Below are 13,063 nucleotides of genomic sequence, written 5' to 3'. Positions count from 1 at the left end.
ATACAGTTTTTTAGTGGTAAATGGGGCGGGGGAACGAACGGATAAAAAAGAAGCCTAGCTAGTGTGCTAGACTTCGGTTATGTTGGCAACTTCTTCTAAAAAAGTGTCGACAATGCTATCTCTTTTGTCTACGAAATTTGGATTGGCGCGGCTTGGATGAACGCGGTTAGAAAGGACGATTAAACTGGCTTGGTGTTTTAAATCAAGCACCATAAACGTTCCAGTGAATCCGGTGTGATATAAGACAGAGTCACCGCGGAGATCCCAGCCTAGTCCGCGACTTCGATTAAGCCCCGGTGTATGGTTTGTTTGCATAAGCGCCAACATTTGTTCAGAAAGGATTGGTGACCCGTGCTGTAAAATAAGTGCATCGCGGAACTTGGAAAGATCGGCTAGCGTGCTAAAAAGCCCAGCATGACCAGTGCCGGATTTGGCTGTCCAAGCTTTGAAATCATGGACTTCGCCTTGGATTAAGCCGCGAGTTTGATCAAGTTCGGTTGGGATGACTTGCTTTTTATTCGTTGGATGGAACCCTGTTTGAGTCATTTTTAGTGGTTCTAAAATATGTGTTTGAATCGTTTGTTCATAATTGCCGTCCATTGCGCTAATCAAATAGCCAAGCAGGAGGAAGTTCGCATCGGCGTAAGTGACTTCTGTTCCGGGCGGATTAACTTGTTTAGTCGCGTAAACATAACGCATCACGTCTTCGGGCACGGTCATTTGGAAGTGAGGGATATTTTGTGCAAGGCCAGAACTATGTGTTAGTAAATGTAAAATTGTAACGTTTTTGTACTGGAAATTGGGCAAGTACATGTATACTGGGTCTTCTAATTGGAATCTTTGTTGTTCGATAAGTTGTAAAATACGCGTAGTCGTAGCAATTACTTTGGTCAAAGAAGCGATATCATAAATGTTTTCTGTTGTGCGTGGTAAGATTTCGGCTTCTGGAAAAACAGCTTTTAATCCCATGATGTTATTTTCTTCTAGCTGGTTTGTTTTAATTTGATAGCTAATTCCGGGAGTGGAGCCGTTTTGGACGAGTTGATCTAGTGATTGCTTCGTTTTATAGAACATAACTAAACTCCTTTATAAGTAGGTTGCCACATTTCAAGCTCTACGGCTTCGGTGACGTTCGTTAATTCCGTTTGCTGGATATTTTCTTTTATTGCTTGGTTGGCAACTGCAATCGCGACTGCACGGGATGTTTCACGAAGGGTGCGGACATGTGGTAAAAGGGCAGCGCCGGGTTCGTTTGGCGAAATTTGGTTAGCGACAGCCATGGATGCGGCAGCAAGCATGCCATCGGTAATATATTTGGCGCGAGTAACTAGAGCACCTAGTCCAAGTCCTGGATAAAGTAGGGCATTGTTTGCTTGGCCGATTTCATAGTTAGTATGTTGATATTCGACTGGTTTTGAGGGACTTCCTGTGACGATAAGCGCTTTTCCATCGGTCCACTGAATCAAATCGGCGGCAGTTGCTTCGGCTAGTTTGGTTGGATTAGAAAGCGGTAAAATGGCTGGTCGTTCTGTATGCTCTGCCATTTTTTTGACAATGCTCTCTTTAAATGCACCAGTGACGCCAGAACAGCCGATTAGCATGGTTGGATGAACGGCTTCGACTAAATGTTCTAATGTATCTACCGGCGTATTTTCCCACTCAGAAGCGGGATGCGCATATTTCTTTTGGCCAGCAGTTAAATCTGTCATATGATCAAGCACTAAACCATTTCGATCCACTAAATAAAAGTGTTTTCTAGCAGCGTCAAAAGGAAGGCCAGTTTCGCGCATTAATTGTCCACTAAGTTGGTCAGCGATACCGATACCAGCAGTTCCGGCGCCGAAAATAATAATTTTTTGTTCGCTTAGGGGAATGCGGGAAACTTGAATAGTGGCAAGAACGGCGGCAACGACCATCGCGCCAGTTCCTTGAATATCATCATTAAATGTACAGATTTCCTCGCGATAATTGTGCAGAATACGGCTTGCATTTGCACGACCAAAGTCTTCCCAGTGAAGGATGGCTTTTGGGAAAACCGTCGTCATCGCATCAACCAATTGAGCGATAAATGTATCGTATTCGCTTTCTGTAAGTCGAGGGCGTTTGTTACCTAAATAGCGAGGATCTTCAAGGAGTGTTTTATTGTTTGTACCTGCATCAATCACAACAGGGAGCACGCGGTCCGGCGCAAGTCCAGCAGCAACCGTATAAACAGCTAATTTGCCAACTGCAATTTTGACACCATTCACGCCCCAGTCGCCAATACCGAGCACGCCTTCTCCATCTGTAATGACAATCATATCGATAGTTGGATTGTTTTTAGCATAGTTTTCAATGGATGCGCGTAGTTTTTCTGGAGCAAAAGCATCGATAAATAAAGCTTCATCTGGAGCAGTGTAGTCCGTGTGATAATGGATAACGGCATCACCAATGGTTGGCGTATAAATAAGCGGCAGATATTCGGTGACATTTTTGGTGACAACATAATAATAAAGTGTGCGATTTTCGTTATATAAGTTGGTTAAAAGCTGATGTTTATGTAAAGCTGTTTCTAAGTTTTCTATTTGATATTCGATGCGCGCGGCTTGTTGTTCGATTGTTTCGATAATTGGTGGCAGTAATCCGTCTAAGTGATAGCTTGCCCGTTCTTCGTTTGTAAAAGCGGTTCCTTTATTTAATAATGGATTATTCAGATAGTCAAAACCTGATTTTAAAGTCATTTTCAGCACTCCTTTTTCATTCTATTCTATTTTACATGGGGGGAAGAAGAATAACAACTGATTCAAAATAAAAAGAAAACCTGAAAACAATCAGATTTTCTTTTGTTAAACTTAATGAAAATAATAACCTTGCGCGTAAGGAATGCCAATCTCTTGGAGGAATTCGAGCTGTTCTTTCGTTTCGACTCCTTCGACAATCAAGGATTTATTATGTTTTTTGACGTACGTATGCAGTTGCTCGAAGAAGATTTTTTTGCCGTCGCTTTCGAATAAATCTCGAAGTAGCAGGCGGTCGGTTTTGACAAAATCAGAATGGTGCGCAAAAACGCGGTGTAAGTCCGCATATCCGGAGCCAAAATCATCAATAGCAAATTTAGTCTCGTGTTTTTTCTGGAATAGCTGTAGTTGTTTGTCTAAGTCGTTCATTCGCTCTTGTGGTAACTTGGATGTTTCCAAAAATTCAAAAACTATTTTCCCGTTATCAAGAAGGGTATCATGCAATTCTTCTTGATTTTCTAAAAAGGTATCGTAGGAAATATTGACAAATAATGGCGTATCTCCACTTTTGTTAAAGCGTTTCACTGCATTATGAAGCGTGAGCAGTTCAAATGCTTTTTGCAGACCATCCTGTTCCGCTTCTTCAATAAAATCACTAATCGCATTCCAGTGATCTGTTTTCAAGCGGGTGAGTGACTCGTAGCCGAAAATTTCCGTATTTTCAACAGTAACAATCGGTTCATATATTGTATCAAAATGATTTTGATCAATAATCTCACGTACAGAGGGCTTTTTCATTTGTCCAACTTCTTTCCGTTATTTCTTAAGAGTTATTTCTTTATTTATATAATCGAAAAAATGGGTCGTTTCAGGATTCGACGTGTCCATTTTCTCTAACAACTCTTTGGTGATTTTACCATTTTTAGCTTGATTTGTCTTGTTAAAATACTGTGTCAAAAAGGCATAAACGGCTGTAGATTCGTTTTCTGAGCTGGGTTTCTTAGTTTCTCGTTGGTAACGCGCATACATTTTCCCTTTAGAAGCGAGTTCGGTTTGTAAAAAATCATCGAAATTTGGCTCTACATCGCCATTCTCGTCGTAGTAAGCAAGCACGATGAGCATTTGATCAATCATATTGACTTCGTTCGCATCAGCATAGTGAAATTGTCCATTTTGAAATACTTCTGTAAAAAATGGTTCGGCGTTCACGGTTTGAATGGGTAGATAAGCTTTGTCGCGGTAGTTAATTTGTTGCATGGCTTCGATGTTTAAATAGCTTAAATGGAGCGTATCAGCTTTTTTCTTATGAACGAAATCATAGAAATCTACTGGTGTACCTTGAACGGCGCTATATTTTTTCGTGTTAGTTAGCAGTTTGTTTGCTAGTTTTTTGTAGGCACTGTGCTCGAATTTGTCGCTCGCTTGGTAAAGTGCGTCGGTGATACGGAAGTCGTCTACAATCGCATTTGTCGTGGTCGAGTCTGTCGCTTCCCATTTGATAAAATTATCTTTTGTTATAAAGTTTTTTTGTAAATTAGTTACTTGTTCTTGGAAGGTTTTGCTGTCATTAACTTCGACTAAATATTCCATATAAAGACCGATGCTCTCGGCTAAGTAATGCGGTTCTTGGGCGTTTTTATAATCAACAATCAAACCGTTTTTGGCAGTGTAGTTTTCTTTTACATACTTTTGCACGGCGGTGGAAGTAGGCGTTGTTTCTTTTGGTACGCTTACGGTTTCTTTCGGTTCTGGTCGGAGGAAAAAGTAGAGTCCCGTGCCGAGTGCGATGAGTAAAATGAGGATGAGAATTATTCGTTTCATTCGATTTCCCCCTGATGAACGGCGATTTGGTTGCGGCCGCTTTGTTTTGCTTGGTAAAGCGCTTGGTCGGCGGCTTCAAAAAGAGATTCTGTTGTTGCAAATTTGGAACTGGCAGAAGCGACTCCGATGGATACCGTTACTTTGCCACTCGCGGGATTGTAAGGGAATTTCGCCCGTTCAATTTCTTCCCGGAAAAAATCAGCAATGAGTGCCGCTTGCTCGGTACCGACATTTTGCAGTAAAACAGCAAATTCTTCCCCACCAATTCGCGCAAACATGGTCCTTGGCGGAAAGGTTCGATTTTTAAGAATGCTACTAAACTGCGCAAGGACAGTATTACCAGCTTGGTGACCATGAAAATCATTAATTTCTTTAAAATGGTCAATATCAATAATGAAGAGCGACAATGCTTTTTTTCGTTTCTGCGATTTAGCGAAAATCCATGCAAATTGTTGCGTGAAAAAACGCATATTTGGTAAATTAGTCAAACTATCGGTCATCGCTGTTTCGGTTAGATTTTGGATGACAAGGTTACTCTTATCGATATAGTTACACGCATAAAACACTAGCAAAGCGGTCACGAAGAACAACAAGAAGTATTCGAGAATTTCAAAGCCGCGCAAAATCCGACCTTCGTCAAAATTGTTTACAAAATAATAAAGGATGGCTGGGAAATTTAAAATGATCAACGCGACAAATTTCGAAAAGCGCTGTTTTTTCCAAAAAGTAATAAGTAAACATGCGGCGAAAATCAACGTCATTAAAATGATATAGCGACTAGTGACCGGGGAGGCGATATCAAAACTAATCCGCCCAAAAAGCATAACCAAATAAGCAAAAATAAGCGGCACTCGACCACCGAAAACACTGGTAACCATTAAAATTAAAATCCGCATATTCGTGTAAATAACGGGATTATTTTCATAGGCACCTTCGTAAATGAAGTAAATACCTGCTAAACCATAATAGACACCGAGGAGGATAGAAAGAAATAGTCGTCTACTGCCATTTTGGAACCAATTTGGGCGATATTGTCTGATTTTCCGAAAAGACATCCCTTGGATAAAAAGGATAGCAAGAAAGAGCGCTAAACTATCTATGTATGAATTAATTAGCTCGAACAAATGGACTCATCTCCTTTTTACTCTCTTAAATAATTGGCTCTGTTTCGCGAATATGTACTTGGTTTCGTCCATTTCGTTTTGCATTATAAAGGGCTTGATCTGCTGCATGAAGTAGTTCATTTGCGCTCGGATAATTTTCACCATCATAATTCGCAATTCCAGCAGAAATAGTAATAACCGAGCCAGATGCAACAATCGGTACATCGATTTTCTCCACTTTTCGACGGATTTTTTCTGCTAAATGCTGTGTTTCGCTAACATTAATATTCGGCAAAACAATCGCAAATTCCTCGCCGCCAATCCTTGAAATAACCGTATTCGGCGGAAAGCTAATCTTTAACAGCATTTGGCTAAAAGTAGATAAAACACCATTTCCAGCTAAATGGCCATATGTATCATTTACCCGTTTAAAATAATCAATATCAATAATAATGACACTTAAATTCGATTTTTTTAAAGTAGCATAGTTAAAAGCGGCTTCAAATGCTTTTTCGAAGTGGCGGAAGTTCGTCAAACCAGTAAGCGGATCAAGAATGGTGGACTGCTGCAAGTCGTAAATCAATTTGTTGGACGTATCGATATAATAAGACGCTGAAATAATAATGAAGGTAATAAAAAAAGAAACCACAAAGTAGAGTATCCAAATCGGTAAATCATCTAGCGTATAGGCTAAATGTATTTTTTGATGCAAATAAAATAGCATTAGCGGGATGGCGCTAAGTTTGACTAAGACGACTTTTTGCACGGAACTAAGGCGTAATTTGGCCACTTCCATACAAATAAAGTGAAAGCCGATAATTAAAAAAACATAAATAAAATTGGCGAACAGCGCATCACCAAGAAACAGTTTGCCTGCGACGATAAGTAATAGGGCGATAGTAGCTGGTCCGGCCGATGAGAACAAATGCAATACGATTAAAATATTGAGTAGCATATCTGTATAAATCCCGGAGTCCGTGCCAGGCAATCCGCGGATAATAAAATAAACACCTAGAAGGCCGTAGTAAATGCCCAGTGCGTAATTAATAATTTCATTAGCAAATTTTATTTGGAACCAAGCGGGCTTTTTTTCTCTAATTGACCGAAGTGCCATTCCGTGAAAAAAAAGCGCTGATAAAAAAAGCGCCATGCTGTTCCATAATGAATCAAGAATATTTGGCATAAAAAAATCTCCCATATCTCAGCATAACTAATCAGCTGAACAGTTAATATAGGCAGAATAAAAAAGAAATGAATTTTTAGCTGAGACGCAGTGCAAAAAACCAACCGATAAGCGAAAGCGATCTCTAAGAGGATATGTGGTAATGACGACGAGATAAGCCAAAATCTGCCTTTTTGTAATTAAAGCTGGATTTCAGTACAATGGATAGAATGAAGTAGAGGATTTTTAGTAGTTTGTAAACTTAACTATTTTCACATATTATTACAAAGAGTCTTGAAAAAGTCAACTTGTGTCACAATTGATATAGAGGGGTGTAATCATGCAAAAAATAGTCATCATTGGCGGTGGAATTGTTGGAGCCAGCGCAGCATATTTATTATCAAAAGAACAGGTAGAAGTAACGTTAATTGATTCCGGTGAACCGGGACAAGCAACCCGTGCGGCGGCGGGGATTATTTGCCCGTGGTTGTCCAAAAGACGGAATAAATATTGGTATGAACTGGCGAAAAATAGTGCGGCTTTTTATAAGGAAATAGCGCAAATGCTCGAACATGAAACGGGACGTGATTCGGGTTACAAGCAAGTCGGCGTACTCGCACTTCGGCAGACAGAAGAAAAAGTAACCGAGCTGTTTAACCTCGCAAAAGAAAGACGTTTGGATGCGGAAGTCATGGGTGAGATTGAACGATTATCAGAAGCAGAAACTAAGCAAAAATTTCCGCTCGTTAAACCGGGCTTTGGTTCAGTTTATGTCAGTGGAGCAGCGCGCGTGAATGGCGGTTTATTTTGTGAAACATTACTTTCCGCTGCGAAAGAAAATGGCGTGAAAATCAAATCTGGTCGCGCTCGTTTTTCAGCCGATGGAGAAATCTTTGTTGGCGAGGAAAAAGAAAGCTACGATAAATTAATTATTGCATCTGGTGCTTGGTTGGCCGATTTGTTACAAGATGCTGGTTTCCATACCGATGTTTTAGCGCAAAAAGGGCAATTGTTGGAACTGGATTTTAGCGAGTTTGAAACGGATGAATGGCCCGTTATTTTGCCGCCTAGTGCTAAATCGATTGTTCCTTTTGATAATGGGAAAGTAATTGTTGGCGCAACTCATGAAAAAGCTGCTGGCTTTAATACAGAGCCAACAGCAACAGGGAAAGCGGAAATCTTAACAGAGGTCACGCGATTTATGGAAGGTGATTTGGCGCATAGAGTTGCTCATGTCGCTGTCGGAACTAGACCGTACACACCAGATTTCGCACCACTCATTGGTCAGTTACCGGGTTTTGAATCGGTCTTTTTAGCAAATGGTCTCGGTGCATCTGGGTTAACAACTGGACCGTATGTCGGCAAACTTTTGGCGGATTTGGCACTTGGAAACGCAGTCGAATTAGCTTTAGAAAACTATGAACCAAGTAAATATATTAGTAAATAGGATTTTTATTTTCATCTAGCGTGAAACCTTCGCCCATTACATCATGAACGACACTCACCGAAACAAACGCGTGCGGGTCAATCGCTTGAACAATATTTTTCAATTGGATAATTTCATTTTTCGCAACAACAATATAAAGGACATCTTGCTCATTTTTCGAAAAACCGCCGCGACCTTCAAGTACCGTCACACCACGGTTCATCGCGAGCATTACATGGGAAGCAATCGCATCATTATCTTTGGAAATAATCAGCGCACCACGAGCCGCATAAGCCCCTTCTTGGACAAAATCAATTACCCGCGAACCGATAAATACTGCGACAAGCGTGTACATTACTTGGCGAACATCCAAATAAGAAAGCGAGGCAACGAGCACGATTGCATCAATCGCAAATAACGTGCGTCCCATACTAATTCCTTTCGTATGATTAAGCAATTTGGCGATAATATCACTGCCGCCAGTCGTCCCACCGTAGCGAAATACAAGCCCGAGCCCGATACCACTAAAACCACCAGCAAAAAGGGCTACGAGCAGCAAGTCGCTATGTAAATCTAACGTATAAGGAATACGCTGAAAAATCCATAAGAACAGCGACAAACTCACTGTGCCAATGCCAGTATAAATAAGCGAGCGATTACCGAGCACACGCCAACCTAAAATAAACAAAGGGATATTCAAGATTAAGTTAGAGTAAGCAGGATCAATTTGGAAAAAGTGGAGCAGGAATAGAGTCACCCCAGCCAGTCCGCCTTCTCCGAGATTATTAGCGATGTTAAAATTAACTAAACCAAACGCGTAAATCGCCGTACCAAGCATAATAAAGCAAATATTTTTCGTGCGTAATGTTTTTAGCATAGCTTTTTCCCCTCCCTGAAACCTATTTAATATGTAAGTAAAAAATCATGGACTTGGATGTATTTGTTTAGGTATAATGAAATGAAGTTAACAATTAGTCTTAAAATCAATTTTAGTTTACCACAAAAAGGGGGAAAACCGATGGCGAAAACAATGGCAGAAATACAAAAAGAAGTGGATGATTTCATTGGCGGATTCGAGGAAGGTTACTTTTCCCCACTAGCAATGATGGCCCGAATTACCGAAGAAACGGGAGAATTAGCCAGAGAAATCAATCATTATTATGGTGAAAAACCGAAGAAAACAAGTGAACCAACCAAAACCGTTGCAGAGGAACTGGGCGACTGCCTGTTTGTCCTTACGTGTATGGCGAACTCACTTGATATCGATATGGAAAAAGCACACGACACGGTCATGGCGAAGTTTAAAGAACGCGATAAAGATCGTTGGACAAAAAAGGAGGAAAAAGCAAAATGAGAGTAGCAGTATCTGGATTTAAAGGAAGAATGGGACATGAGGTTGTTAAAACTGTTTTAAGAGAAGCGGACTTAGAGTTAGTGGCAGTACTTGACCACGAACCGAAAGAGAAAAACATTCGCGAAATTGTCGAGTTTAGCTCGTTAGACGTACCAGTTTATGCTAATTTAAGCGAGATGTTAGAAGAAGTAAAACCGGATTGCGTCGTTGATTTTACAACACCTAAAGTCGGGTATAGTAACACGAAAACAATTTTAGAACACGGTGTACGTGCGGTCGTTGGTACAACAGGCTTTACACCAGAACAAATTAGCGAACTAAGAACGATTGCGGAATCGAAAAAAATCGGTGCATTAATCGCGCCAAACTTTGCTGTAGGTGCGGTTTTAATGATGCAATTCGCGCAAAAAGCAGCTAAATATTTTCCGAACGTTGAAATTATTGAGCTACATCACGATAATAAATTAGACGCGCCAAGTGGTACGGCTGTAAAAACGGCGGAAATGATGGCGGAAACTCGCGAATTTGTTAAACAAGGTGCAGCCGAAGAAGTGGAGCTTATTGAAGGTGCAAGAGGTGCCGAATATGAAGGCATGCGTATCCATAGCGTCCGTTTACCAGGGCTTGTGGCGCATCAAGAAGTAATTTTCGGAGCAGAAGGACAAGGCTTAACAATTCGCCACGACTCCTATGACCGAATTTCCTTTATGTCTGGCGTAGCACTTTCGGTTCGTAAAACAAAAGAATTAGAAACACTTATTTATGGCTTAGAAAATATTTTAGACTAAGGATAGGTGAATGAGATGCATATCGCATTAATCGCGCACGATGAAAAAAAGGATTTGATGGTTGGATTTGCAACGGCATATAAACATTTGCTTGAACCGCATCAATTATATGCAACCGGGACTACAGGTTTACGAATTATCGAAGCAACAGGCTTAACGGTACATCGTTTTAAATCAGGCCCGCTTGGTGGAGATCAACAAATCGGCGCGCGTATTTCCGAAAATAAAATGGACCTCGTTATTTTCTTACGCGATCCATTAACCGCCCAGCCACATGAACCTGATGTGACGGCGCTTATTCGATTATGCGATGTATACGAAATTCCTTTAGCAACAAATATTGGTACAGCAGAAATTTTAATTCGCGGATTAGGAGCAGGTTTCCTCGATTGGCGAGATTTAAGACGGAATGATGAATAAAAGGAGCGATGACAGATGAATGACGTTTTTCTAAAAGCGCTTCCTGTATTGCAAAAATTAACTACAGCGGGATTTGAAGCGTATTTTGTTGGCGGATCTGTCAGAGATTACTTGCTAAATAGAACGATTTCCGATGTGGATATTGCAACCAGTGCTTTCCCAGAAGAAGTAAAAGAAATTTTCCAATCAACCTACGATACCGGGATTGCGCACGGGACGGTTACCGTTAGAGAAAATAAAGAATGTTATGAAGTAACCACTTTTCGAACAGAAGGAACGTATGAGGATTTTAGGCGTCCAAGTGAAGTAACGTTTATTCGCTCGTTAAAAGAAGACTTACTACGCCGCGACTTTACGATGAATGCGATAGCGATGGACGAACATTTCGATTTACACGATCCATTTGCCGGACAATTAGCAATTCAACATAAAGAAATCAAAGCAGTTGGTAAAGCTTCCGAACGTTTTCATGAAGATGCTTTACGAATGATGCGTGCCGTACGCTTTTTGAGCCAGCTTGATTTTGAGCTTGATAAAGAAACGGAAAATGCTTTAGGAAGCCAAATATCCTTATTACAGCACACTTCCGTCGAACGAATCACGGTTGAATGGATCAAAATGATTAAAGGACCCGCAGTAAAACGAGCGATAGATCTACTTATAAAAGTCGAAATGGAAACATATTTGCCAGGCTTACAAGGGGAAAAAGCCGCGCTCACTGAATTTGCTAGCTGGAACTGGGCCAAACGGACAACCGAAGAGGTAATTTGGCTCGGACTAGTGGTTGCCGTGAAACCGAGCAACGTTACTGCGTTTTTAAAAGCTTGGAAACTGCCCAATAAAACTATTCAACTTGTAAACAAAGCCTTTCAAGATGCACTTGGTACGAAAGAAACATGGCTAACAGAAGAACTCTACCATGCTGGGCAACCAGTCTTTTCATTAGTCAATGAACTAAATGTCCTGCGTGGGCAAGAAGACAAGCAACAATCGCTTAACCAAGCATACGAAGCCCTGCCAATCCACTCCAAAAAAGACCTCGCAATTACTGGCGCTGATTTGTTAAAATGGGCCGGAGCTAGCGCTGGTCCTTGGGTAAAGGAAACACTTGATAAATTAGAGTGTGCTGTCCTTTCCAGCGAAATAAACAATGAAAAAAATCAAATCAAAAGGTGGCTTGGCTATCATGAAGAATAATCGAGAAAAATTGCTCGCGTTATTTACGGAAAGTGATGGCGCTTATTTATCCGGGCAAGAAATTGCGGATAGCCTAGGTTGCTCGCGTACTGCCGTTTGGAAACAAATGGAGGCGCTCCGCAAAGAAGGCTTTGAAATCGAAGCAGTCCGAAATCGTGGTTACCGTTTATCCGCAACAGCAGAACAGTACACGAAAGATGCGCTCTTACTCGGTTTAGAGACGAAATTTATCGGCCAGCATTTAGAAATACACGAGTCGGTGAGTTCGACACAAATCATCGCCCACCAACAAATCGAAGCAAGCCCTGAAGGAACCGTTATCGTAGCCGATGAGCAAACCGCTGGAAAAGGTCGCTTACTTCGCCCTTGGAATTCTAAAAAAGGGGAAGGCATTTGGATGAGCGTGATTTTAAAACCGCAAATCCCGATTCAAAAAGTACCGCAGTTCACTTTTATCGCCTCGCTTGCTATCACAGAAGCGATTGAAAATGTCACAAAACTAGAACCGAAAATCAAATGGCCCAATGATATTTACATCGGAAAACGCAAAATCTGTGGCGTATTAACAGAAATGCAAGCCGAAGCAGAAACCATTCATGCCGTTATTATTGGCATGGGCATCAACGTAAATCAACAAGAATTCCCCGAAGAAATCAAAGACAAAGCGAGTTCGCTGAAACTTGAACTAGGCGAAAGTATATCCAGAAAAGCGCTATTACAAGAAATTTTAGTCGCTTTAGAGAAATACTATGAACTTTTCCTTGATAAAGGATTTGCGCCAATCAAACTACTTTGGGAAACCAAAGCAATTCCCTTTGGCGAAAAACTAACCGCCAGCACAACCAAAGGCAAAATCCACGGACAAGTAAAAGGTATTTCTGATGAGGGCGTCCTGTTATTACAAGATTCGCTAGGCGAGGTTCATTCCATCTATTCTGCAGATATTTTGCTAGATAATGAAAAATAACGAAACCGCCTGAAAAAACATGTTTTAACCATAGTAAAGTAACTGAAAACATATCTTTTAACTCGAAAACACAGTGTGAAAATCACTTTTTCGAGTTTTTCTTTTTTG

Annotated in this window: 13 protein-coding genes; 6 read left to right on the top strand and 7 right to left on the bottom strand. The window is 40.8% G+C overall.

The genetic code is table 11. From position 1 onward, the window contains the following. Nucleotides 1-66: 66 nt before the first annotated feature. The 6 genes from HCJ30_RS10325 to HCJ30_RS10300 all read right to left on the bottom strand — a co-directional run bounded on the left by HCJ30_RS10325 (nucleotide 67) and on the right by HCJ30_RS10300 (nucleotide 6,824). Nucleotides 67-1,074 (bottom strand): serine hydrolase domain-containing protein, encoded by a 1,008-nt coding sequence (locus HCJ30_RS10325; RefSeq protein ID WP_185392082.1) that lies wholly within the window; start codon nucleotides 1,072-1,074, stop codon nucleotides 67-69. A 2-nt stretch (nucleotides 1,075-1,076) separates the two neighbouring features. Next, complete coding sequence (locus HCJ30_RS10320; RefSeq protein ID WP_185392081.1) at nucleotides 1,077-2,720, bottom strand: NAD-dependent malic enzyme; 1,644 nt, start codon at nucleotides 2,718-2,720, stop codon at nucleotides 1,077-1,079. A 111-nt stretch (nucleotides 2,721-2,831) separates the two neighbouring features. After that, nucleotides 2,832-3,515, bottom strand: coding sequence for an EAL domain-containing protein (locus HCJ30_RS10315; protein WP_185392080.1), 684 nt, complete (start codon nucleotides 3,513-3,515; stop codon nucleotides 2,832-2,834). An 18-nt stretch (nucleotides 3,516-3,533) separates the two neighbouring features. Next, nucleotides 3,534-4,538, bottom strand: a complete 1,005-nt coding sequence (locus HCJ30_RS10310; protein WP_185392079.1) for a glycoside transferase — start codon at nucleotides 4,536-4,538, stop codon at nucleotides 3,534-3,536. Next, nucleotides 4,535-5,662, bottom strand: coding sequence for a GGDEF domain-containing protein (locus tag HCJ30_RS10305; RefSeq protein WP_185392078.1), 1,128 nt, complete (start codon nucleotides 5,660-5,662; stop codon nucleotides 4,535-4,537). Before HCJ30_RS10305 ends, HCJ30_RS10310 begins: the two co-directional genes overlap by 4 nt. A 25-nt stretch (nucleotides 5,663-5,687) precedes the next feature. Next, nucleotides 5,688-6,824, bottom strand: a complete 1,137-nt coding sequence (locus HCJ30_RS10300; RefSeq protein ID WP_185392077.1) for a GGDEF domain-containing protein — start codon at nucleotides 6,822-6,824, stop codon at nucleotides 5,688-5,690. Between the two features lie 319 nt (nucleotides 6,825-7,143). On the opposite strand from HCJ30_RS10300, the gene HCJ30_RS10295 reads away from it, so the two are divergent. Then, entirely contained in the window at nucleotides 7,144-8,250 is a 1,107-nt protein-coding gene (locus HCJ30_RS10295; protein ID WP_185392076.1) for an NAD(P)/FAD-dependent oxidoreductase, read from the top strand. Here HCJ30_RS10295 and HCJ30_RS10290 read toward each other — a convergent pair. Further along, nucleotides 8,240-9,106, bottom strand: a complete 867-nt coding sequence (locus HCJ30_RS10290) for a YitT family protein (protein WP_185392075.1) — start codon at nucleotides 9,104-9,106, stop codon at nucleotides 8,240-8,242. The two genes, HCJ30_RS10295 and HCJ30_RS10290, sit on opposite strands and share 11 nt — an antisense overlap. A 141-nt stretch (nucleotides 9,107-9,247) precedes the next feature. Between HCJ30_RS10290 and HCJ30_RS10285 the strand changes: the two genes are divergently transcribed. Genes HCJ30_RS10285 through HCJ30_RS10265 form a run of 5 tightly spaced genes read left to right on the top strand, consistent with a single transcriptional unit; the run spans nucleotide 9,248 to nucleotide 12,955 of the window. Beyond that, nucleotides 9,248-9,583 carry a nucleotide pyrophosphohydrolase gene (locus tag HCJ30_RS10285; protein WP_003726315.1) on the top strand — a complete coding sequence of 112 codons (336 nt, stop codon included), beginning with the start codon at nucleotides 9,248-9,250 and terminating at the stop codon, nucleotides 9,581-9,583. Continuing rightward, nucleotides 9,580-10,371: a 4-hydroxy-tetrahydrodipicolinate reductase gene (dapB, locus tag HCJ30_RS10280; protein WP_185392074.1), complete on the top strand. Its 792-nt coding sequence runs from the start codon at nucleotides 9,580-9,582 to the stop codon at nucleotides 10,369-10,371. Before HCJ30_RS10285 ends, dapB begins: the two co-directional genes overlap by 4 nt. Before the next feature lie 15 nt (nucleotides 10,372-10,386). Continuing rightward, nucleotides 10,387-10,791, top strand: coding sequence for a methylglyoxal synthase (gene mgsA / locus HCJ30_RS10275; protein WP_003723016.1), 405 nt, complete (start codon nucleotides 10,387-10,389; stop codon nucleotides 10,789-10,791). Between the two features lie 15 nt (nucleotides 10,792-10,806). Further along, complete coding sequence (locus HCJ30_RS10270; protein WP_185392073.1) at nucleotides 10,807-11,988, top strand: CCA tRNA nucleotidyltransferase; 1,182 nt, start codon at nucleotides 10,807-10,809, stop codon at nucleotides 11,986-11,988. Beyond that, on the top strand, nucleotides 11,978-12,955 hold the full coding sequence (locus HCJ30_RS10265) for a biotin--[acetyl-CoA-carboxylase] ligase (RefSeq protein ID WP_185392072.1): 978 nt from the start codon (nucleotides 11,978-11,980) through the stop codon (nucleotides 12,953-12,955). The genes HCJ30_RS10270 and HCJ30_RS10265 overlap by 11 nt, the downstream gene beginning before the upstream one ends. The last annotated feature ends 108 nt before the right edge of the window (nucleotides 12,956-13,063 follow it).

It is taken from the genome of Listeria cossartiae subsp. cossartiae, from assembly GCF_014224155.1.
In the GTDB taxonomy this organism is placed as follows: Bacteria; Bacillota; Bacilli; order Lactobacillales; family Listeriaceae; genus Listeria; species Listeria cossartiae.
Note: the sequence above shows the minus strand (reverse complement) of the source record. Positions and strands in the feature narration are given on the sequence as shown.

Coding starts and splice junctions, on each gene's coding strand:
- HCJ30_RS10270 (WP_185392073.1), top strand. CDS start 10,807: ATGAATGACGTTTTTCTAAAAGCGCTTCCTGTATTGCAAAAATTAACT.
- HCJ30_RS10265 (WP_185392072.1), top strand. CDS start 11,978: ATGAAGAATAATCGAGAAAAATTGCTCGCGTTATTTACGGAAAGTGAT.
- HCJ30_RS10295 (WP_185392076.1), top strand. CDS start 7,144: ATGCAAAAAATAGTCATCATTGGCGGTGGAATTGTTGGAGCCAGCGCA.
- HCJ30_RS10310 (WP_185392079.1), bottom strand. CDS start 4,538: ATGAAACGAATAATTCTCATCCTCATTTTACTCATCGCACTCGGCACG.
- HCJ30_RS10325 (WP_185392082.1), bottom strand. CDS start 1,074: ATGTTCTATAAAACGAAGCAATCACTAGATCAACTCGTCCAAAACGGC.
- HCJ30_RS10290 (WP_185392075.1), bottom strand. CDS start 9,106: ATGCTAAAAACATTACGCACGAAAAATATTTGCTTTATTATGCTTGGT.
- dapB (WP_185392074.1), top strand. CDS start 9,580: ATGAGAGTAGCAGTATCTGGATTTAAAGGAAGAATGGGACATGAGGTT.
- HCJ30_RS10300 (WP_185392077.1), bottom strand. CDS start 6,824: ATGCCAAATATTCTTGATTCATTATGGAACAGCATGGCGCTTTTTTTA.
- HCJ30_RS10285 (WP_003726315.1), top strand. CDS start 9,248: ATGGCGAAAACAATGGCAGAAATACAAAAAGAAGTGGATGATTTCATT.
- HCJ30_RS10320 (WP_185392081.1), bottom strand. CDS start 2,720: ATGACTTTAAAATCAGGTTTTGACTATCTGAATAATCCATTATTAAAT.
- mgsA (WP_003723016.1), top strand. CDS start 10,387: ATGCATATCGCATTAATCGCGCACGATGAAAAAAAGGATTTGATGGTT.
- HCJ30_RS10315 (WP_185392080.1), bottom strand. CDS start 3,515: ATGAAAAAGCCCTCTGTACGTGAGATTATTGATCAAAATCATTTTGAT.